The sequence below is a fragment of the Bacillus sp. CD3-5 genome, assembly GCF_006349665.1.
In the GTDB taxonomy this organism is placed as follows: Bacteria; Bacillota; Bacilli; order Bacillales; family Bacillaceae_G; genus Bacillus_A; species Bacillus_A paranthracis.
The window spans coordinates 1-20684 of the sequence record NZ_VEPX01000025.1 but is presented as its reverse complement, the minus strand read 5'-3'; the positions used below and the strand labels follow the sequence as shown (position 1 = coordinate 20684).

23 protein-coding genes and 1 pseudogene are annotated in these 20684 nt (G+C 32.5%); 17 read left to right on the top strand and 7 right to left on the bottom strand.

Annotation, left to right across the window (positions count from 1 at the left end):
- The first annotated feature begins 126 nt into the window (after positions 1–126).
- Both FH036_RS26190 and FH036_RS26185 read left to right on the top strand, forming a co-directional pair.
- Positions 127–1023, top strand: coding sequence for a CPBP family intramembrane glutamic endopeptidase (locus FH036_RS26190; RefSeq protein WP_139896405.1), 897 nt, complete (start codon positions 127–129; stop codon positions 1021–1023).
- 17 nt (positions 1024–1040) lie between these two features.
- Positions 1041–1682, top strand: coding sequence for an AAA family ATPase (locus FH036_RS26185; protein ID WP_139896414.1), 642 nt, complete (start codon positions 1041–1043; stop codon positions 1680–1682).
- A gap of 33 nt (positions 1683–1715) precedes the next feature.
- Here FH036_RS26185 and FH036_RS26180 read toward each other — a convergent pair whose 3' ends face one another.
- Positions 1716–2498 (bottom strand): arginase family protein, encoded by a 783-nt coding sequence (locus tag FH036_RS26180; RefSeq protein ID WP_139896403.1) that lies wholly within the window; start codon positions 2496–2498, stop codon positions 1716–1718.
- Positions 2499–2708: 210 nt separating this feature from the next.
- Between FH036_RS26180 and FH036_RS26175 the strand changes: the two genes are divergently transcribed.
- The 3 genes from FH036_RS26175 (at position 2709) to FH036_RS26165 (ending at position 5184) form a co-directional block, all read left to right on the top strand.
- The gene (locus FH036_RS26175) at positions 2709–3314 is read left to right on the top strand and encodes a PRK06770 family protein (protein ID WP_044791112.1); all 606 of its coding nucleotides are present in this window, start codon (positions 2709–2711) and stop codon (positions 3312–3314) included.
- A gap of 120 nt (positions 3315–3434) precedes the next feature.
- On the top strand, positions 3435–3851 hold the full coding sequence (locus FH036_RS26170; RefSeq protein WP_139896401.1) for a MarR family winged helix-turn-helix transcriptional regulator: 417 nt from the start codon (positions 3435–3437) through the stop codon (positions 3849–3851).
- A gap of 136 nt (positions 3852–3987) precedes the next feature.
- Complete coding sequence (locus tag FH036_RS26165) at positions 3988–5184, top strand: MFS transporter (protein WP_138322010.1); 1197 nt, start codon at positions 3988–3990, stop codon at positions 5182–5184.
- Positions 5185–5254: 70 nt separating this feature from the next.
- Here the strand turns inward: FH036_RS26165 and FH036_RS26160 are convergent, their stop codons facing one another.
- Positions 5255–6127, bottom strand: coding sequence for a LysR family transcriptional regulator (locus FH036_RS26160; RefSeq protein ID WP_139896399.1), 873 nt, complete (start codon positions 6125–6127; stop codon positions 5255–5257).
- A 129-nt stretch (positions 6128–6256) separates the two neighbouring features.
- On the opposite strand from FH036_RS26160, the gene FH036_RS26155 reads away from it, so the two are divergent.
- The 3 genes and pseudogenes from FH036_RS26155 to FH036_RS26145 all read left to right on the top strand — a co-directional run bounded on the left by FH036_RS26155 (position 6257) and on the right by FH036_RS26145 (position 8315).
- The gene (locus tag FH036_RS26155) at positions 6257–7300 is read left to right on the top strand and encodes an aspartate-semialdehyde dehydrogenase (protein ID WP_139896397.1); all 1044 of its coding nucleotides are present in this window, start codon (positions 6257–6259) and stop codon (positions 7298–7300) included.
- 89 nt (positions 7301–7389) lie between these two features.
- Positions 7390–7998 (top strand): annotated as a pseudogene (locus FH036_RS26150) (C45 family autoproteolytic acyltransferase/hydrolase); the annotation flags it as partial.
- Between the two features lie 53 nt (positions 7999–8051).
- Entirely contained in the window at positions 8052–8315 is a 264-nt protein-coding gene (locus FH036_RS26145) for a hypothetical protein (RefSeq protein ID WP_000932119.1), read from the top strand.
- A gap of 92 nt (positions 8316–8407) precedes the next feature.
- Here the strand turns inward: FH036_RS26145 and FH036_RS26140 are convergent, their stop codons facing one another.
- Positions 8408–9310 carry a LysR family transcriptional regulator gene (locus tag FH036_RS26140; RefSeq protein WP_000614456.1) on the bottom strand — a complete coding sequence of 301 codons (903 nt, stop codon included), beginning with the start codon at positions 9308–9310 and terminating at the stop codon, positions 8408–8410.
- A 158-nt stretch (positions 9311–9468) separates the two neighbouring features.
- On the opposite strand from FH036_RS26140, the gene FH036_RS26135 reads away from it, so the two are divergent.
- From FH036_RS26135 to FH036_RS26115, 5 genes are all read left to right on the top strand, one after another.
- Entirely contained in the window at positions 9469–10158 is a 690-nt protein-coding gene (locus FH036_RS26135) for an MOSC domain-containing protein (protein WP_087963848.1), read from the top strand.
- A gap of 257 nt (positions 10159–10415) precedes the next feature.
- Positions 10416–11300, top strand: coding sequence for a GNAT family N-acetyltransferase (locus FH036_RS26130; protein WP_139896395.1), 885 nt, complete (start codon positions 10416–10418; stop codon positions 11298–11300).
- Positions 11301–11334: 34 nt separating this feature from the next.
- Positions 11335–11931 (top strand): DUF1349 domain-containing protein, encoded by a 597-nt coding sequence (locus tag FH036_RS26125; protein ID WP_000703153.1) that lies wholly within the window; start codon positions 11335–11337, stop codon positions 11929–11931.
- Between the two features lie 221 nt (positions 11932–12152).
- A complete protein-coding gene (locus tag FH036_RS26120) occupies positions 12153–13907 on the top strand; it encodes an ABC transporter ATP-binding protein (protein WP_000834811.1) in 1755 nt (584 codons plus the stop codon).
- Positions 13900–15696, top strand: a complete 1797-nt coding sequence (locus tag FH036_RS26115) for an ABC transporter ATP-binding protein (RefSeq protein ID WP_139896394.1) — start codon at positions 13900–13902, stop codon at positions 15694–15696. The genes FH036_RS26120 and FH036_RS26115 overlap by 8 nt, the downstream gene beginning before the upstream one ends.
- A gap of 108 nt (positions 15697–15804) precedes the next feature.
- On the opposite strand, the gene FH036_RS26110 is transcribed toward FH036_RS26115, so the two are convergent.
- The gene (locus FH036_RS26110) at positions 15805–16065 is read right to left on the bottom strand and encodes a hypothetical protein (protein ID WP_044791133.1); all 261 of its coding nucleotides are present in this window, start codon (positions 16063–16065) and stop codon (positions 15805–15807) included.
- Positions 16066–16157: 92 nt separating this feature from the next.
- On the opposite strand from FH036_RS26110, the gene FH036_RS27700 reads away from it, so the two are divergent.
- Entirely contained in the window at positions 16158–16220 is a 63-nt protein-coding gene (locus FH036_RS27700; protein WP_353824113.1) for an N-acetylmuramoyl-L-alanine amidase C-terminal domain-containing protein, read from the top strand.
- A gap of 90 nt (positions 16221–16310) precedes the next feature.
- Here the strand turns inward: FH036_RS27700 and FH036_RS26100 are convergent, their stop codons facing one another.
- Complete coding sequence (locus FH036_RS26100; RefSeq protein ID WP_074608349.1) at positions 16311–16895, bottom strand: LysE family translocator; 585 nt, start codon at positions 16893–16895, stop codon at positions 16311–16313.
- Positions 16896–16953: 58 nt separating this feature from the next.
- Between FH036_RS26100 and FH036_RS26095 the strand changes: the two genes are divergently transcribed.
- The gene (locus tag FH036_RS26095) at positions 16954–17568 is read left to right on the top strand and encodes a helix-turn-helix domain-containing protein (RefSeq protein WP_116777243.1); all 615 of its coding nucleotides are present in this window, start codon (positions 16954–16956) and stop codon (positions 17566–17568) included.
- Positions 17569–17972: 404 nt separating this feature from the next.
- On the opposite strand, the gene FH036_RS26090 is transcribed toward FH036_RS26095, so the two are convergent.
- Entirely contained in the window at positions 17973–18596 is a 624-nt protein-coding gene (locus FH036_RS26090) for a collagen-like protein (RefSeq protein ID WP_139896392.1), read from the bottom strand.
- Positions 18597–18802: 206 nt separating this feature from the next.
- Here FH036_RS26090 and FH036_RS26085 point away from each other — a divergent pair, with 206 nt between their 5' ends.
- Complete coding sequence (locus FH036_RS26085; protein WP_139896390.1) at positions 18803–19264, top strand: DUF4183 domain-containing protein; 462 nt, start codon at positions 18803–18805, stop codon at positions 19262–19264.
- A gap of 61 nt (positions 19265–19325) precedes the next feature.
- Here the strand turns inward: FH036_RS26085 and FH036_RS26080 are convergent, their stop codons facing one another.
- The gene (locus FH036_RS26080; RefSeq protein WP_001121647.1) at positions 19326–19616 is read right to left on the bottom strand and encodes a DUF4183 domain-containing protein; all 291 of its coding nucleotides are present in this window, start codon (positions 19614–19616) and stop codon (positions 19326–19328) included.
- Between the two features lie 465 nt (positions 19617–20081).
- Between FH036_RS26080 and FH036_RS26075 the strand changes: the two genes are divergently transcribed.
- Positions 20082–20684 (top strand): collagen-like repeat preface domain-containing protein (locus tag FH036_RS26075; protein WP_139896389.1); only part of this gene is annotated, 603 nt, incomplete at its 3' end.

Here is a 20684-nt window from a genome sequence, read left to right as displayed (position 1 = left end):
CTTTTATTTATATATTATTCCTAATTTTGGTTTATGCTAAACTGAGAACATTTTTATTGAGGATTTGTATTAAGGAAACGATATAGAGTACAAGAATATTGTTGATTTATTAAGGAGGCGAGAATATTGCAGTCTACTCAATTCAAAATATTGGAAGCGGCCAAAGAAGGAAGAAGAAAAGTTCATCCAGTATTCGCTGTTATACTTGCAATTTTATTTTTAACTTTAGGTGAATTGTTTATGTTATTTATGTTGTTTTTACCGAAAGCAGAAACACTTTTAATGAAGGCGATTTATAGCAATATTGAGATGATATTGACATTTGGGGGTGCTATATTTTTTGTTTTTTTATGGATTAGATTCGTAGAAAAAAGATCAATTGCATCTATTGGCTTTTGGAGGAATCAATGGATAAGAAAATATTTGAAAGGTGCATTAATAGGTTTTGTTTTCATTTCAATACCAGTCTTGCTACTTTTATTAACTGGAAATGTACAACTACAAATGCAACAAATTACACCAACCGCTATGCTTGGAATTGTGGGTTCTTTAGTTGCTTTTTTAATACAAGGTGCGACAGAAGAAATTGTTGTTCGAGGTTGGTTATTTCCGGTTCTTTCTGTTAGAAGCCGTATATGGGTCGGTATTGTTGTAACTTCTTTTTTATTTGGTTTTCTTCATTTACTAAATCCAGGTATTACAATTCTTTCAATATCGAATATAATATTAGTTGGTGTGTTTGCAGCTTTTTACGTTTTGAAAGACAGTAGTCTTTGGGGTATATGTGCGTGGCATTCCATTTGGAATTGGGCACAATATAACGTATTCGGTTTTGCGGTTAGTGGAATGGAGATGTATTCTACACCACTTTTTAGACCTGTAGCAAACGGATCGGAGCTCTTTCATGGAGGCTCATTCGGAATTGAGGGGAGTATCATTACAACAATAATGCTTTCTATCGCTTCAATTGTTTTATGGAGACAGTTATGGGGGAGAAAAGTGAAACAACGAAATCTAAGTTAATGAAAGTGGGAGAAACTATGGGGATTATAGCGTTCGAGGGAGCAAGTGCTGTTGGTAAGAGCAGCACTTGTCGTGAGTTAGAAAAGAATTATGGTGCTTATATTATACCAGAAGTGAATTTTTTATTTGAAAGACCAAAAAATGAACATAGAACATGGTATTTTGAAAAACAAGTAGAGCGCTGGAAAATAGCAGTGCAGAAGTCAGAGCAATATGAAATAGTAATACTTGATGGCGATATTTATCAACCACTTAGTTATAATTGGTGTTTCCATTTTGAAATATTTGATCAGCCATTATCTTTAATAGAAAACTTTTATAAAGAAAAGTTGATACATAGGGAAATTGGTTTTCCTGATCAATATTTTTATTTATATACGAATGATGAAGAACTTAGAAAACGGAAAGAATTTGACGAGACGAGAAGAAGAAGAAACTTTGAAAAGCATTTACATATATCAAAACCACTTCAGCGTTATTATGAAAATTTAAATACTGTTACAGATGGGTACTGTAAATTAATTGAGGCAAAAAGTGTAAAGTCGAATGAATTAGAAATTGTGAAAAGTTTAAACAGTTTACATGTGTGTGAAGACAGACGTTTTGATGTTTCGAGGTTAGATGCAATTACGAAGTGGTTAAAAGAAAATCGCGCATAAAAAGAACGAGTACCTGTAAGGTACTCGTTCTTTTTATGCGTATTGAATATGTAAGTTCGTTTCATAAATTGTTTTTAAAATTTGTAAGTTTGCTTGTTCATTTTTCTGAATAGCATTTTTATATTTAGGTAAGAAGAGTTGAGAAGGATAAACTGGGAGTTCACCGCAAATATCAATACCATAAATAGATTTATTCGTAATAAGAGAATGAATAAATTGTAAAAGTATAGATAGCTTCATATGCCCTTGATCCCAATTTGTAATAGTGACTTTTGGATCTAAAACATCCTTATCAATGCTTACATATATTGTTTCTGTATGAATATGTGAAAGTATTGTATGTATGGATACTTCATGTGATATATCAATTGGAAAAACTTCTACGTATGAACAATCATTAGAATGAATTGTTAGAGAAGAAGGTCCGATAATAATTACTTTCTTTAAATTACCATTATTTTGAAGAGAAAATGATACCCAAGATCCGCAGGAAATAAGAGTCTGTTCATTTGCTTCCTTTAAGTTCATATCAGTATGATGATCAAATAGTATAAGGGTAAAAGGTTTGTCTATTTCTTCTAATAATAAATGAGATACATAATGATAATTTCCAGAACCTATAAAAGTAATTCCTTTATTCTTTCTACGATTTAATACTCTTTTTATATGCATTAAAGAAGTGTTTTCGCAATATAGATTTGCGTGTTCTAAATGAGTAAAATCAATATCTTCATGTGAATAAGAATGTAGTTTATTTTGTAATAAATACGTATCATCAAAGTTTAAAAATGTTAAACCGTTATGCAATAAACTCATATTTATTCATCTCCTTTATATTTAGGCTAGCATATATTTTTATAAATTTAAAACGAAATGCTTAGAGGTGGATCGCATTTGAAAAAGATGGGGAATTTTTACAGAATAATCTTTCAATTTATAAAGAAAAGAAATATAATATGAGGAAATACATATGTGGTTTAGAAAATAGAAAATATGAAATGGGATATACGGGAGGCAACAAGCAAGATGAAAACATTATTTAAAATAATAGGTATTATAGCTGGTATGGCGGTAATCGGCTTAGGTGTAACATATGGTATGATGTATTATTTGAATAATAGTAAACCAGCTGCTAAAAAGGCATCACCAGCTGCACCGGCAGCAGAAGTACTAGCTGATAGTAATGTAAAAGCTGAAGATGCAAAGGTTTTAGAAAATGGCAATCATTCATTGCCAAATAGCGGATTTAATAAAAATTTTAAATGGACTGATGAGAATATACAAACAGCATTACATGAAATGGCACATCAAAAAACGAAAGCTGATCAAAAGTGGGGCTATATTTTTATTACACAAGAACGTATTGAAAGTTTACTTGATATTGTAAAGAGCAATGATCTAGTACAAGGAAAAACATATGCAGATATTTTAGAGAGATGGAAACAAGGAAAATATGAAAAAATGGATGCGGATCACAACAAGATTTGGAAATTACAAAGTGGAAATTTAGGCGAAGGAAAAGGTGTAATGTCAGAAGCCGAACAAAAAGAGTTAATTAATCAACTGTTTATGCAAAAAAGTACATATTCAGGCAGTAAATTAATTGCAGGTGGAGAACAGACTAATAAATAAGAAGTATGTTGATTTTGGAACACCTTTGTTGTTATGCATACAAAGGTGTTTTTGTTGACACAAGAAATAAATGGGAATATCATTCATATATGAAATAAATTAGAGGGGCTTACATTACATATGAATAACAGAGAGCTTTACGGTAATATTCGTGATGTTTATCATTTACTCCAAAAAAATCTAGATAAGGCAATTGAGCAATATGATATAAGTTACGTACAATTTGGAGTGATTCAAGTACTCGCAAAATCTGGGAAAGTATCTATGTCAAAGTTAATTGAAAACATGGGATGTGTCCCAAGTAATATGACAACAATGATTCAACGGATGAAGCGTGATGGTTACGTTATGACAGAGAAGAATCCAAATGACCAACGTGAAACGCTCGTTTGTTTAACTAAAAAAGGTGAAGAAATAAAAAAGCAAGTAGATGTGCAATATAGTGATTTTTTAAAAGAAAACTGTGGTTGTTTTACGAAAGAAGAAGAAGAGCATTTAGATGCTTTACTATTAAAGTGGAAGAAGCATTTGAATTAAATATAATAAAAATGTAACACGCTGTTACATTTTTATTTATATAAATACTTCATATATGAAATAAAAATCGATGCAGTAAAAAAGAGGGGATAAAAATAAAGATTTATTTCATATATGAAATAAAGGGGAGTTATATATGGAGTTAAAGTCAATGATACGCATTTTGGCAATTGTAGCTTTTTTTGTTGGATTAGATTCATTATTAGTGGCACCTTTATTACCAGTAATTACAGAAACAATTAGTATCCCTGATGGGAGTGGAGGGTTATTAATTACTATTTATGCACTTTGTTATGGAATAACTGCACCTGTACTTGGAACGATGTCTGATAGAGTTGGAAGGAAACGTATGATCATAATAGGATTTACTATTTTCTCTATTTCTACATTTTGTACGGGATTAGCGAAGAGTTTTGAAATTCTTTTATTATTTCGCGGCCTAACAGGTTTATCTGGTGCGATGATTATGCCAAGTGTTTTTGCATTAGTAGGTGATAAAGTTACATATGAGTCAAGAGGAAAAGCGATGGGAACGATTATGGGAGCAATGGTAGGTTCGACAGTCATTGGAGTACCTATAGGTGCATTTTTATCTGAAGTAGGAAATTGGCAATGGACATTTTATAGTATAGGACTATTAACTTTATTTCTTACATTATTAGTTAATCGCATATTAAGAAATGAAAAACAGAGAAATGATGTGCATGTTTCTATAGCGAAAACGTTAAGTGCACCACTTAAAATGGTTTTAGTAAATGTTTCAGTTTTATTTGCGTTATTAGCAACGTTTCTATGGACAATTGGATTACACGGCATGTTTTCGTACATAGGTGTTTATTATGGGAATAATTTTGGACTTTCCGTTGGTGAAATAGGTGTTGTAATCTTTTTAGCGGGAGTTGGTAGTGTAGCTGGTAACATTTTGGGTGGGAAGTTAGCTGATAAAATAGGAAAGAAGAATGTTATATCCATTGCGAGTATTGTAACCTCAATAAGTGTAATATTGTTCTCGCTTTCCATAGAAAATCTAGTAATTGCAATTACTTTACATATCATTTGGAGTTTATTTATTGGATTTGGCCAAGCATCATTAACGGCACTAATTTCAGAATTAAAACCAGTTGTGCGAGGGACTGTAATGGCATTAAATAGCTCTGCCATGTATATTGGGATGACTATTGCTTCTGGCGTAGCGTCGCTTACCGTAAGTAATGGATTTCCGTTTTCTTCTTTAGGAATAATGTGTGCAATTGCTAGTTTACTCGTCCTTCCGATTATATTTGTTCTAGTTAAAGGAAAAGCATTATCTAATAAAAAGAAGATGACTATATAAGTAGTATGAAAGAAAACGTGGATTGATATTCTTCAAAGGATTTCAATTCATGTTTTCTTTCATATTCTTTTTATACTTTCATCACTTTTAATAGTGAAAGAAACGACTGTACTACAGGGGAAATCCATCTAGATTTATGATAAATTACATGGCTTTGAATAACAGTTGACGTTTCGATAGGCTGAAAACAGAGTTGTTCTTTTTGACAACTTTCTTGTACAACGATGTAAGGAAGAATTGAAATTCCTAACTCACACATAACGGATTGTTTAATAACTTCAACGTTGGAAGTTTCAAATGTTTTAGCTGGAATATTCCCGCTTTGACGTAAAAAACGATCTACCATTGGCCTATAGCCGCAGCTTTGTTCTGTAAAAATGAACTGGGTGTCCTGTAATAACTGGAATGGATTTGTATGCGCAGAGGAATAAGCTGGTAAAATCCATCCAAATGTTTCATTACTAAAAGTACGCGTAATAAAATCATTATGTTCTATACTTTCTCCAATTATGAAGACAACGTCTGTTTCTCCTTCACGTAATTTTTGTAATGCTTGTTCATTTGTGTTTGTTTCAAGTACGATATTTACTTTTTGATTTTTCTGTTTATAAGCGCGTAATAATTGTGGTAAACGGTACACTGCTAATGATTCGTTTGATGTAATACTCAATGTACCTTCTAATTGATCGGTATTTTGAGGGATTTCTTGCGCTTTTTCATAAATTGCAAGTAATTCTAAAGCATAAGGATGAAATTGATGACCTGCTTTTGTAAGAAGTATTTTTTTCCCTAATCGATCAAAAAGAGGGAGGTGTAAATCGTTTTCTAATGCTTTCATATGCGCTGTTACAGTAGATTGCGCATAACCTAACGCGTGAGCAGCTTTAGAAAAGCTACCATACTTAACGATGGCACAAAAAGTTTTAACATGTCTCATTTCCATAAAAAATCCCTCTTTTATTATCATGATTTGTGAATGATTATATCACGTATTTCAATTTTCCAAATGATTAAATTCCTTATAAAATGAAATTGTAGAAATATTTATTTATTTAACATTGGAGGAGAAAAGATGAGTGAAAAGGGCTATCATGTAGCTGTTGTTGGGGCTACGGGTGCAGTAGGTCAGAAAATTATTGAACTGTTAGAAAAAGAAACAAAGTTTAATATAGCTGAAGTTACGTTACTTTCGTCAAAAAGATCAGCTGGTAAGACAGTACAATTTAAAGGGCGAGAGATCATTATACAAGAAGCAAAAATAAATAGCTTTGAAGGGGTAGATATTGCCTTTTTTAGCGCTGGAGGAGAAGTTTCTAGACAATTTGTAAATCAAGCTGTCTCTAGCGGTGCCATCGTCATTGACAACACAAGCGAATACCGAATGGCACATGATGTACCGCTCGTTGTTCCGGAAGTGAATGCGCACACTTTAAAGGAACATAAAGGGATAATAGCAGTTCCGAATTGTTCAGCATTACAGATGGTAACAGCTCTTCAGCCAATACGAAAAGTATTCGGATTAGAACGAATTATCGTTTCCACTTATCAGGCTGTATCGGGTTCTGGTATTCATGCAATTCAAGAATTAAAAGAACAGGCTAAGTCAATACTTGCAGGTGAAGAAGTGGAGAGTACTATATTACCAGCGAAAAAAGATAAAAAATATTATCCAATTGCATTCAATATATTGCCTCAAGTCGATATATTCACGGATAATGATTTTACCTTTGAAGAAGTAAAGATGATTCAAGAAACGAAGAAAATTTTAGAAGACCCAAACCTGAAAATGGCAGCTACTTGTGTACGTGTTCCAGTTGTATCAGGGCATTCAGAATCGGTTTATATAGAACTGGAAAAAGAAGCTACCGTTACGGAAATTAAGGAAGTATTAATGGATGCACCAGGTGTTATTTTGCAGGATAACCCTAGTAAACAGCTGTATCCAATGCCATTATATGCAGAAGGGAAAATAGATACATTTGTCGGAAGAATTAGAAAAGATCCTGATACACCAAACGGATTCCATCTTTGGATCGTTTCCGATAATTTATTAAAAGGTGCGGCGTGGAACTCGGTTCAAATTGCAGAAACGATGGTGGAAGAGGGAATCATTTAGTATTAAAAAACTAGGGAACTGTTAAAGATTACAGTTTCCTAGTTTTTATTTTATAACTGTTCGCTTTATTCCAGCTGTATTTGATTTGAAAGACAGTAGTAAGTGGTTTACAATGTTTTGCAGTAATTCGACTGTTATTGGAGAAATGCAAAAATGTGCAGGAGGCTAAGTCACTAATAGAAGAAATACCGATTGCTAGTAATATAAATTTAATAGTAGCAGATTCATTAGACGCAGCACGTATTGAAATATTTGACGGATATAAATCAATAACTTCAATTGATGAGGAAAGCCAAGATTTTATCGTATCAACAAACCATGCAATTAGTTTACCTATTCAAAAACTGAATAGTAGAAGATTAGAACAATCTACAAACCGATATCACACATTGTATGAACATTTAAATCGAAATGAACAAGTGAGTATAGAGTCTTTAAAAGGATTAGTACAAAAAGAATATCCTGCCGGGCTGACGGTGCATAATTATGAAGAATGGTTTGGAACTTTACATTCCGTATTGTTTGATTTGCATGAATGCACAATGAATATTTGTTTCGGGTCTCCACTTTTAAATGATTGGTACTCGTTGGAGGTTGGAGGGAGTCTTCCTTTTTCTGAGGTGAATGTGAACTTTGAAAATAAAACTTATACTGATTTTTGGAGAGAAGAGAATAATAAATTGATTCCAAAAGGGTAAATGGGGTAATATGGTAGCACCGAAGGAGGTTATTTATACTGGAGGGATTACCGATGCTAAATATTTTATTAATGATTGTTTTTATCATTTTTTTAGCCGTTTCCATGTATATTGCGTATCAAAAAAGAAAAAAAGCAGAAATAAAAGGGTTGAAGAGTGCATTAACTTCAATTTGTTTCTTTTCACTTGCAATTTTTAATTTGTTCGCATATTGGTTTCAGTTCGGCGGTATGTTGACAGTGCTATTTTCAATCGTATTATTGTTAGTTGGGGCTTATTTTACAAAATATATTCCAATTTCCAAAAAGGTACACTGAAATTTATAGTTAATACTTTATTTCATTATGAAAAGAGATTATTCTACTAGGTCGTTATGAAATGACTTCATAGGATAATCTCTTTTGTTCGTTTAATTTTGTAAAGAATGTACGGTTAGTTTCAATTGTTTAATAAATTCTCGAGTTGCAGCACACATATATTTATCTTTTCTATAAATAAGCCCTATTTCTATTGTTGGAGTAGGATTTTCTATTTTAATAGCTTGAATGTTTTTATTTTGTAAAAAGTCTATATACGGTTTTGGTAAAACTGTAATTCCCATGCCTTTTGAAACCATTTGGATTAAAGATTCCATTGTACTAATTTCTAAAATTGGTTTTGGTTTAAAGTTGAATTTTTGACAATGGGATGTAATTAATTCGGTTAAAAAGAAATTTTTAGGTAAAAGAATTAAAGGGTAATTCTGCAATTCAGCAATAGATACATGATTATGTTCAGCTAATTGATGACCAGTTGGTACGACTATTATAAGTTCACTTTTGTAGAGAGGGGTAGAAATAATTTCTTTATCTTGCACCGGTAGAAATGTAATGCCAATATCTAATTCGTTTTGTAATAATTTTTCACGAATATCTCCTGTGCGAAGTCCTAATACAGAAAGTTTTATATTGGGATATAAGTTATTAAAATTTAAAATAGCTGGTGGTAGTAAGTAATTTACGACGGTTAATAATGATCCAATTGTTAAGGAACCTTGTTGTAATCCGTTTAAATCTTGAATAGCAGAACGGGCTTGTTCAATTTCATGAAAAATTGTTTTACTATGTAATAATAAAATCCTCCCAGCTTCGGTTAAAGATATTTTTTTACCAATTCGATCGAAAAGGGGCATTCCAACTTCATGTTCTAATGAACGTATTTGCTGACTAAGTGAAGGCTGTGAAATATTTAATTTCTCAGCTGCTTTTGTGAAATGCAATTCTTTTGAAACAGCTAAAAAATATTCAAGTTGTCGTAATTCGATTTGGATCACCTCAAGTATAATGATAGGTTTTACCTATTATTATTATATAAATAATTGGATTGAACAATGATTTTTTAGGTTTTATAATCATCTTTATATAAAAGAGATAGTAGTGAAAATAAATCGAGTGAGAAAATACATGGAACAATCTTAAAGGAGGAAATAGAATGGCTAATGAATATCAATTATTATCTTTAAATATAGGATTACCAAAAGAGGTTACATACGGTGGAAAAGTAATTCATACAGGCATAAATAAGAAACAAGTAAAGGAACCGGTATATTTATCTTTTGTAAAATTTAATGGGGATGGACAAGCTGACTTAGTTCATCATGGAGGAGTAGATAAAGCAGTTTGTGTTTATACTGGTGATCACTATCCATATTGGGAAAAAGAGTTGAATCAAGATCTTGTATATGGGGCTTTCGGAGAAAATATAACAGTTAGTGGTATGCGCGAAGAGGATGTTTGTATTGGTGATACGTTTGAGCTAGGACAGGCAATCGTACAGGTAACACAGCCAAGGCAACCTTGTTTTAAATTAGCAAAAAAATATAATATTCCAAAGTTACCACTATATTTTCAAGAAACAGGATATACAGGATTTTATTTTCGTGTATTAAAAGAAGGATGGGTATCATCAGTCGATACTTTAAAAAGACTACAGTCTGATCCAAAAGGTGTTTCAGTAGCGTTTGCTAACCGTATCATGCATAAGGAAAAGCAAAATATTGAAGGGGTAAAAAGGATATTAGAAGTAAATGCACTTTCAAGTAGTTGGAGAAAGTCTTTTGAAAAGCGTATAAGTGGAGAAGAAATTAATACGAAGGAAAGACTTGAAGGGATAAAAGAATAAAAATCTTTTATTATAAATAGTGTATTTCTATTAGTAAAAGCTAATTAGAAAGCGCTATTTTTATATAATAAACTCATTAATATTCAAAAATCCTAATATTGTTTTATTCGACTTATTTTCGAATAGTCGAAACATAAAATTAATTAGACTTTTTTTTTATATTTTATGATAGTATATTGATTGGTAAGACCTATTACTTTAAGAGCAGGTTCTACAACTATATCTAATTTGATGGAATTAACATATGGAGGGACAACATGGGGAATGTTGAAAGTTTTGAAAAACTTCTTTTAGAAGAACCGAAAAGAGAGCAGTTATTTCCTTTATTTGAAGAAGTGTTTGGGATTTCAAGTCAAACATTGCATGATTTTTCAGAGAGAGGTTATTGGGATGATACATATAAAGCTTTATCATTTTTACAAGAAGATAAAGCGATTGCAAACGTTGCGGTATTCTCGTTACCATTGCTAGTGAATGGTGAAAGAATAAATGCAGCAGGCATTCAATCGGTAATGACACACCCTAATTTTCGAAGACAAGGACTCATGACACAATTAATGAGTAAAATGATAGAAGAAATCGATAAGAAATGTGAATGCACATTATTGTTTACGGAAAAACCTGAACTATATACATCATATGGTTTTAAAGTTGTGCAGGAGTATTTGATGACTATTCCATATGATAAAAAGAATAATAATGATTCCTTACTTAGAGAGCTAGATTATTATATGGAAGAGGATAGAAAATTAATACATGAAATTATAGATAGTAGCCAAAGACTTTCAAATAATTTTTCAACATTAAACTTCCGTCCTTCGTTTTATTTGAATATGTATGATTCGGAATGGAATGGAAAATTGTATTATTCAGAGAAGCTAGATGCTCTAATTGTGTATGAAGTAGATAATGAAAAGTTGAAATTATATGGAGTGTTTGCACCAGTAATTCCAGTTTTAGATGAAATATGCGGGGAAATTGCTGAAAGATTTACAGAAATCGAATTTTACTTCTCTCCAGATCAATTAGGGGTTGAGGATGTACAGTTTACAGAATTACAGTCAAGTAAGTATTTAATGATTCGAAGTAATAGAGAGTTGGATTTGAAAGGTTATAAATTCCCAGTATTAGTAGAATTTTAAATATGTATATAGATGCTTTATATAGGGAGGAACTATGAAAATATCACATATACCAGAACATATTGAGCAACTTACTATAATGAATGTACCTGAATATTATAAGCTTAATAACAATCATGCGCTTATTGTCCGCTCGAAAGCCGAAACAGATTTTTGGCTTAAAACACATTATGGATTCGAAGTAATGAATGGTCATGTATTTTATACAGAGACGATGACAGACTTTCAAGCTGAAGTTCAATTGCGTATGAATCCAAATTCAAAATTCGATCAAGCTGGTCTTTTTGTTATGGTTTCGGAAAAGTGTTGGCTGAAAACTTCATTAGAATATATTCCAGATGGTCCATCTCATTTAGGAGCTGTCGTAACGAATAATGGATATTCCGATTGGTCCACGCAAGACTTTCCGACAGAATTAGCTAACGAGCAACTTCGTTTTCGAATTGTTCGTAAACGTGGTGATTATACAATATATGTGAAGAAGATCCACCAATGGGAACAAATAAGAATCGCTCATTTGATGGAGGATATAGGAAATAAGCCTATTAAAATAGGTTTTTACACGTGTAGTCCGTCTAAAAATAATGGATTTGAGACTGAGTTTTTAGAGTTTACAACTGAAAAAATATAGATGAAAAACCGTATTCTTTTCATTAGGAATGCGGTTTTTATATGTATATAATAAAAAGCACATTTATTGACCGTAAAGTCATTAATGCTTATCATTTAATAATGTTAAATATTAATTTACATAATATAATAGGAATAAGAAAGAAATTACAAACTACAGCGCTTAAATAAGGAGGGATATGAGTTATTCGGGGGTAATTTCATGGGAAAAGGAGATTATGTATGAAATCATTTCGTAAATTATTACAGTATTTAAAACCATACATGTTCTTCGCTATTATTGGACCACTATTTATGGTACTTGAGGTTGCGATGGACTTAATTCAACCGACTATTATGCAACATATTATTGATGTTGGGATAGCAAATCGGGATATGAATTATGTAATAAAAATGGGACTTCTTATGATAGGAGCTGCAGTACTCGGTTTAGTTGGAGGGCTTGGCTGTATGATGTATTCTACAAAAGCAGCTGTTAATTTCGCTACTGACATACGAAAAAATGTGTTTGCGAAAATAGAAACATTTTCTAGTGAAAATCGTGATTCGTTTGGAACTGGAAAGTTATTAACGATAGTGACAAATGATATTACATCTATTCAATCGGCGATGACGATGACATTACGTGTTCTCGTTCGTGGTCCTTTGTTATTTATCGGAAGTATCATAATTGTTTTTGTAACAGCACGCGAGTTATTTCCTATATTACTCGTAGTCGTTCCAATTTTATTACTTGCGATTATATTCATTGCGAGTAAAGCGAGCGGGACGTTCAAAAAGGTGCAAGAAGCATTAGATAAAGTGAATACAAAGTTACAAGAAAATTTATCTGGAGTACGTGTTATTAAAGCGTATGTAAGACAAAAATATGAAATTAATCAGTTTGGAAATGTTAATACAAATTTAACGAAGATAAATATTCGAGCGGTGCAGCTTATTTCCTTAATGATGCCAATCATAATGTTAGTTGTAAGCGGAGGGATTGTCGCAACATTATGGATTGGTGGAGAAAAAGTATTTAACGGGACTCTTCAAGTAGGAGCTATATTAGCGTTTATAAATTATTTGAATATTATTTTAATGGCACTTATGTCTATCAGTATGGTATTTATGCAAATCGCGCGAGCATTTCCATCTGCGGATCGAGTACAGCAAGTTTTAAATACTGAGGTTGATATTACGAGCGAAACAAATGCGCTTGTACCTAAGGAAATTGAGGGAAATATTGATTTTAAAAATGTTAGTTATAGTTATACGAAAAATAATGAATATGTTTTAAAAGATATTTCATTTCGCATATGTAAAGGTGAAAAAGTAGGGGTTATCGGTTCTACAGGAAGTGGTAAATCTACTTTAGCAAAATTGTTACCACGCTTATACGATGTTGATCAAGGTGAAATATGTATTGATGGAATAAATGTTAAGGCATACAATTTACAAAAACTTCGTGGTTCAATCGGGTTCGTACCTCAAAAGGCATTGTTGTTTTCAGGTAGTATAGAAGAGAACTTACGTTATGGAAAAGAAGATGCAACGAAGGAAGAGCTGGAAGTGGCGGCTTCATCAGCTTGTGCGACTGAGTTTATTAACAAACTGGAAGATTCTTATCAATATCATGTAACACAAGGTGCGACGAATTTATCAGGCGGACAAAAACAACGTGTATCCATTGCAAGGGCACTTGTGAGAAAGCCATCTATTCTTGTATTAGATGATTCTACATCAGCAGTTGATGCTAAATCAGAATCTAACATTCAATCAGCATTAAGGAGAGAATATAAAGGAACAACAACATTATTAATTGCCTCTAAAATCTCATCAATAATAGATGCTGATAAAATTCTCGTTTTAGATAACGGTGAATTAGTTGGTGATGGTACACATGAAGAACTGTTAGAACAATGTGAGGTTTATCAAGAAATCTATCTTTCCCAAGGTGGCAATTTACATAAAGAAGGTGGGAAAGAACATGCGTAATTTTCAAGGACAATTTGCTAATAAAGGTGGGCGTAACGCAACAAAGATGGGGAAGGCTAAAAATACGAAAGGAACTGTGATGAGAGTATGGAACTATATGGGCTATCAAAAGGCTGCTCTTACGTTCGTTATATTTTTAGTGTTTGTTACGACGTTACTTGGGTTATTAGGTCCGTATTTAATGGGAGTAATTATCGATCAATATATTGTACCGAAAGATTTAAGCGGTACGGCGAGAATGTGTTTGTTACTTATCGCGATTTACGGTGTAACAGTATTCTTAACTTGGTTACAAACATTTGTAATGGTTAATGTTGCATTAAAAACGATACAAAAAATACGACAAGATATTTTTGAGAAAATCCAAACACTTTCTTTACGGTTCTTTGATGTACGTTCTCAAGGGGATTTAATGAGTCGTGTAACAAATGATATAGATAATTTGAATCAAGCGTTGACACAAAGTGTTGTACAAATTATTTCATCAGCATTAACCTTTATAGGTGTAACAATTGCGATGTTCGCATTAGATTGGATTTTAGCAATTGTTACACTAATTACAGTACCTATTATGTTTTTCGTTACAAAAAAATTAGTTGCTTATAGTGGTAAAAACTTTGCAAAGCGTCAAAAAGATTTAGGAGAATTAAATGGATTTATTGAGGAAGCTATAACAGGAGCGGATGTTACAACGTTATATGGGAAAGAAAAAGAAACCGTACAGAATTTCAATAAAATTAATGAACAACTAAGAGTTTCAGCAACGAAGGCGGATACATTTTCAGCTTTTATTTTTCCAAGTATGAACTTTATTAACAACTTAGGTATGGGACTTGTAATTGGAACTGGATCAGTAATGGTTTTAAATGGAATGACAACTGTAGGTGTCATTGCAGCTTTTATTAATTATTCTCGTCAGTTCTCAAGACCACTTAGTCAATTCGCAACTTTAATGAATACGATTCAAGCGGCAGTTGCTGGTGGGGAACGTGTCTTTGAAATTATGGATGAAGTACCGGAAATCAAAAATAAAAAAGATGCATTCGTTGTACAAAATTTACAAGGCCATGTTGCACTCGAGAATGTTTCATTTGGATATGAGGAAAATAAAACGATTTTAAAAGAAGTGAGTCTGAAAGCGCGGCCAGGGGAAACAATTGCTTTAGTAGGACCAACTGGATCGGGTAAAACAACAATCATTAATTTGCTAACGCGCTTTTACGATATACAGCAAGGGCAAATTCATATTGATGGAAAAAACATAAAAGAATATGATATGAATTCGTTGCGAAGTAAAATAGGAGTCGTTTTACAAGATACGTATTTATTTGCTGGGACGATTATGGATAATATACGTTATGGCCGATTAGATGCTAGTGATGAAGAGGTAATCAATGCAGCTAAGACAGCATCTGCACATTCTTTTATAAAACATTTACCGAATCAATATGAAACGAAAATTGCTTCAGAAGGATCGAATTTAAGTCAAGGACAAAAACAACTTCTTGCGATCGCACGGGCAATTTTAGCAGATGCAGATATATTAATTCTCGACGAAGCAACATCTAATATTGATACGAGAACAGAATTACAAATACAAGAAGGACTAAACAATTTAATGAGAGGTCGAACAAGTTTCGTAATCGCTCATCGACTGAAAACGATTGAAAAAGCAGATCAAATCCTTGTTATAAAAGATGGAAGTATTTTGGAAAAAGGGAACCATGAATCTCTCATGGAAGATAGAGGATTTTACTTTGATCTGTATACGAGTCAGTTTAAATTTTAAGAAGAATTTTTGATAGGGTGCGGTTTCTCTAGAAAGGAGAAACCGCATTTTTATATTTATAAAGATAATTAAAAATATAGACTTGAATTTTTTTAGATACACGAATTGTTAGCAAATACTAGCAACTTCAGTGCCAGACGGGAACAATAATTTACGAGGTATTGTAATAATCTCAAGAGCCATCTGGGCTGAATGGAGAAGTCTTGGAGTTAACTCTAAAGCGTGTGTTAATAATAATATAAAGCTTGTTAGGATTGCAAAGCTTCCCCAAAAGAAACTTTTTGAAGTGTTACGGAAATCTTTTATTAAGGAAAAGAAAGAAAAAAATGCTGTAACAACAAGAATTAAAAATTTATACTTATCAGCCATTAAACCCCTCCTAAAGAACAATAATTTATATTATAGCGTATTTTTCTGTATTATTATAAAGAGATTTTAAAATGAATGATAAAAAGTAGAGGCTGCAACTTAAAGGAATGACGGATTACCTTGAGCGTAGAGGCTGGTGGTATGAAGTTAAGTAAAAATTTTATTTTAGTAAAACAGAAAAATCACTCGGCCTCAAAAAGAGGGTACTTTTATTGAGTAATCCTCTTTTTTTTAATAAAGGAAATTTAATTGGTTATAATGGAAAGCGCACTGAAAACTAATAAAACGGCCATAATGATGTTAAATGATTTAGTATGCTTCAACAAAAGTTTTTGAAACATGGAACCGAATAATGTCCAACTAAATGTGCTCATTAATCCAACTACACCTAGAAATAATGAAAAAAGTAGATAACTTGAATATGAATTGTAGTAAGGAAGAATAAAAGTTGATACTACAGTTAGTCCGAATAGTATTCCTTTAGGGTTAATAAACTGAAGGAAAATCCCAACTGTAAATAAATTTTTATTATATTTTTCATCGGGATTTATGCTAGTTTTACTTGTGAGTATTTTAAGAGCTAAATATAGCATATATGCTACACCTAAGATTTTTAAAGGGAATTCGATTATAGGTAGGATTTTAATTAATACAATATTAAAGAAACTACATAAGGAAGTGAGGATGAAAAAACCGAAAGCTACTCCGAAGCAAAATTGCATACTCCTTTTTAAACCATGTTGATTAGCGTATGTCATAGCTAAAAAATTGTTAGGTCCGGGTGTGAAGCTACTTATAAAAACAAATAACAAAAAAGAAAATATAGGCATTTCAAAACCCCCCTAAGTATTTTGTATGTTATAATGACTGAAAAGAACTATATAACGTGTGCTTTTTATTATACATAACGGTCGTTATATTGTATATAGTGTAGGAGTGTTTCTTATGGAAGAAATTCAACTTATTCTGGCGAAAAATTTAAAAACAATTCGAGAAAAAGAAAAATTAAGTTTAGAAAAGGTTTCCCAATTAACAGGTGTGAGTAAAACGATGATTGGACAAATTGAACGTGGAGAGTCAAGTCCAACATTAACAACGATATGGAAAATTGCGAATGGTTTGAAAGTGTCTTTTACTTCTTTAATCAATAATCCGCAACCGGATACGAAAGTTGTTTTACGAAATGATGTTCAAGTATTATCAGAAGACAATGGAAGATATAAAGTGTATCCTTCTTTTCCTTTCCAAGATGATAGGAACTTTGAAATCTATACGGTTGAAATTGAAACAGAAGGAAAGTTAAATTCGGAAGGTCATAAAGAAGGGACTGAAGAATTTATAACGGTGTTTGAAGGGGAATTGACAATTGAAATAAATGATTGTCAGTATAAATTAAATAGCGGGGATTCAATTCGCTTTAAGGCGGATAGACCGCATTCCTATCGTAATTTTGGAAGAACGCAAACCCGGTTAAATATGACTATTTATTATTCAACTTCATAAATTTACAGCTACCTTGAAAAACAAAGAAAGGCGTAATGATAAAACTATCTATAAGAGATGGTTTTTATTTTTTATAATCCACAAAAAAAGACACTCATTTGAGTGTCAACATAGTGTTGCTCTCGCGTATAGGATTGGAGTATGTTTCTCAAATATGTTTTGAGATGGTTCGCATTTGAGAAACTATCTTCATGTTCAATGTAACATTAGCAGTGAGGAGTGTAAATTGATAATGTATATACGGAAAATTTAGTATAGATACTTTGTACTATGAATATAGTACAAAGTATTTCTTATTGCATAATCACTTACGTGAAGTTATTAAAATATAAACTAAAGGAATGACCTAGTAGTTACTATTTTAGCATTTAAGAATGATTATTATAAAAAGAATGAATCATTTTTTAATCGATTCGTATAATTGTTAAAGAGGCACCTGTTGAACCACCTCCAACTAAATTAACTATGGATAATACGCCGAATAGTTGAAGTGAAATTGTATTACCAGCAGTTAAATTAATTATTAAATTATTATTATAATTTGAAGTTGATAATGCGGGAGAAAAAATAGATCCGGAAAGTGGAGTCGAAGAGTTTAATAGTAGCCTTGTACCAGCAAGTAGTGCAGTTGTTGTATTAACTTGATAGGTTAAATAATATCTCCCAGTAACAGGAATTGTAAATATATCATTTGAAGCATTCACTGTAAAATTACCGAGACTTTGGTTATTAGAAAGTGGAATATTAGTTCCGCCTAATATAACTGAAATGGGACCACCTGACGTATTATTAGCGAACATGGAGTTTGTTGTAATATTAGGCCCGGTGATGCCTGTAGGCCCGGTGATGCCTGTAGGCCCGGTGATGCCTGTAGGCCCGGTGATGCCTGTAGGCCCGGTGATGCCTGTAGGTCCAGTGATGCCTGTAGGCCCAGTAGGACCTGTAAGCCTGTATGGAAGTATAATTTCAAGAGCTATTGATAATAGTCCTTTTTTCATTTTTTCATTCTTATCTTGAATATAAATCACCTCATTTTCAAATTAAAATGTAACCGATTTAGTATTTTGGAATGGAACTATCATTTTATTATATTAATACTACTAGTTATAGTAACGGTAAAAAGTTTACTTTATGTAAAATCATTTGAGTATGAAAAAGTAGTTATGGAATTTCCCTAAAATGATAGAAGGTTTATTTGTTAATTAGTAAACAAAATGTGAAATGAGGTAGTAAATTGAACAGAGATGAAAAATTATCTTTGAATAAAGGTATGGTAAGACCAGAAAATATTGGACCTACTTTTCCGGTTCTTCCGCCAATTTATATTCCAACGGGAGCAACGGGATCAACAGGAGCAACAGGGTCAACGGGATCAACAGGAACAACGGGAGCAACGGGAGCAACAGGTCCAACAGGTCCAACTGGCGTTATTGGCCCCATAACAACAAATAATTTATTATTTTACACTTTTTCAGATGGAGAAAAACTTACATATACAGATTCAGATGGGCTAGCTCAATATGGTACAACTCACATATTATCTCCTGATGAGGTTTCGTACATTAATTTGTTTATTAATGGAATACTTCAACCACAGCCATTATATCAGGTTAGTACTGGTCAGCTAACTTTATTAGATAATCAACCACCATCACAAGGTTCTTCAATTATTTTACAATTTATCATTATTAATTAAAAAAGACAGATTCTTAAATAAGAAGGATCTGTCTTTTTGCTCTACATTAAAATAGTTAAAACTAAGTGACGATAAATTCGATTGTAATTGGAATTCCACCGTCTAATGCATCTCCGCCAGGAATTGTAATAGCACCAGTAGGTCCAGTAGTAACACTGGAGTTCACACTAGGTTGAAGAATGCCGTTTACATATAAGTTGTAATACGTAAAAGTCGGAAAAGCAGTTGCAGTAGTGCCAGCATCGTTTAAACAAGCTGTAGCAGCAATTGCAAAAGCTGCACCTGTTCCTGTACCAGCTCCTAATGTAGATGTAAATCTTCTAGATGCCATAAATGGTTGAATAATTGGCAATTAATTCTCACTCCCTATATTGTTTTTTGGGAACGAAGTATACAATAACTTGTCCACTATATTGTATGAGAGTTTTTGATAATAGAAACGGCTTTATGATAATAGAGGGAACACAATTTAAGTAAAGATATTATTGTTATTTATTTGAAAAGGTGGTGTTATTACTTATTATTTGTAAGTTATTGGTTATATGCTAATGCTTAGTTTTAATATTAAAATGTGCTTTTAAACCTAAGAGATAAACGTGGAAAAATAAAATAAACTTTTAAGTTTAGGTGTTTAATCTAAGCAGTCAATTATTAAAAACATATAATTAATATGTGAGTCATGAACATAATTAAATATCGTTCTTTCAGTTTAATTATAATTCATGTTTCCTATTTTAAGTGAATGAAACCTATACACAATTTTATAGTTCTTATAATAGGAAAACACTCAAATATAAAACAAGTAAGGAGGACATAAATGACAAACAATAATTGTTTTGGTCATAATAACTGCAATAATCCGATTGTTTTCACTCCAGATTGTTGTAACAATCCACAAACGGTTCCAATTACTAGCGAACAATTAGGAAGATTAATAACTTTATTAAACTCTTTAATTTCGGCTATTGCAGCGTTTTTTGCAAATCCAAGTGACGCAAACAGATTAGCTTTACTCAATTTGTTTACGCAACTATTGAATTTACTAAATGAGTTAGCACCTTCTCCAGAAGGGAATTTCCTAAAACAATTAATTCAAAGTATTATCAATTTACTACAATCTCCTAATCCAGATTTAAATCAATTACTTTCTTTATTACAACAATTCTACAGTGCTCTTGCACCATTCTTCTTCTCATTAATTATTGATCCTGCAAGTTTACAACTTCTATTAAACTTGTTAACTCAACTCATTGGAGTTACACCAGGAGGAGGGGCAACAGGTCCAACAGGCCCAACAGGTCCAGGAGGAGGAGCAACAGGTCCAACAGGCCCAACAGGTCCAGGAGGAGGAGCAACAGGCCCAACAGGAGCAACGGGAGCAGCAGGCCCAACAGGTCCAACGGGAGACACAGGTCTAGCA

What these genes read in the sequence shown, in the direction of transcription:
- FH036_RS26100 (WP_074608349.1), bottom strand. Translation starts at nt 16,895, where the DNA reads ATGCCTATATTTTCTTTTTTGTTATTTGTTTTTATAAGTAGCTTCACA.
- FH036_RS26170 (WP_139896401.1), top strand. Translation starts at nt 3,435, where the DNA reads ATGAATAACAGAGAGCTTTACGGTAATATTCGTGATGTTTATCATTTA.
- FH036_RS26155 (WP_139896397.1), top strand. Translation starts at nt 6,257, where the DNA reads ATGAGTGAAAAGGGCTATCATGTAGCTGTTGTTGGGGCTACGGGTGCA.
- FH036_RS26130 (WP_139896395.1), top strand. Translation starts at nt 10,416, where the DNA reads ATGGGGAATGTTGAAAGTTTTGAAAAACTTCTTTTAGAAGAACCGAAA.
- FH036_RS26175 (WP_044791112.1), top strand. Translation starts at nt 2,709, where the DNA reads ATGAAAACATTATTTAAAATAATAGGTATTATAGCTGGTATGGCGGTA.
- FH036_RS26160 (WP_139896399.1), bottom strand. Translation starts at nt 6,127, where the DNA reads ATGGAAATGAGACATGTTAAAACTTTTTGTGCCATCGTTAAGTATGGT.
- FH036_RS26125 (WP_000703153.1), top strand. Translation starts at nt 11,335, where the DNA reads ATGAAAATATCACATATACCAGAACATATTGAGCAACTTACTATAATG.
- FH036_RS26145 (WP_000932119.1), top strand. Translation starts at nt 8,052, where the DNA reads ATGCTAAATATTTTATTAATGATTGTTTTTATCATTTTTTTAGCCGTT.
- FH036_RS26120 (WP_000834811.1), top strand. Translation starts at nt 12,153, where the DNA reads ATGAAATCATTTCGTAAATTATTACAGTATTTAAAACCATACATGTTC.
- FH036_RS26185 (WP_139896414.1), top strand. Translation starts at nt 1,041, where the DNA reads ATGGGGATTATAGCGTTCGAGGGAGCAAGTGCTGTTGGTAAGAGCAGC.
- FH036_RS26135 (WP_087963848.1), top strand. Translation starts at nt 9,469, where the DNA reads ATGGCTAATGAATATCAATTATTATCTTTAAATATAGGATTACCAAAA.
- FH036_RS26110 (WP_044791133.1), bottom strand. Translation starts at nt 16,065, where the DNA reads ATGGCTGATAAGTATAAATTTTTAATTCTTGTTGTTACAGCATTTTTT.
- FH036_RS26165 (WP_138322010.1), top strand. Translation starts at nt 3,988, where the DNA reads ATGGAGTTAAAGTCAATGATACGCATTTTGGCAATTGTAGCTTTTTTT.
- FH036_RS26180 (WP_139896403.1), bottom strand. Translation starts at nt 2,498, where the DNA reads ATGAGTTTATTGCATAACGGTTTAACATTTTTAAACTTTGATGATACG.
- FH036_RS26115 (WP_139896394.1), top strand. Translation starts at nt 13,900, where the DNA reads ATGCGTAATTTTCAAGGACAATTTGCTAATAAAGGTGGGCGTAACGCA.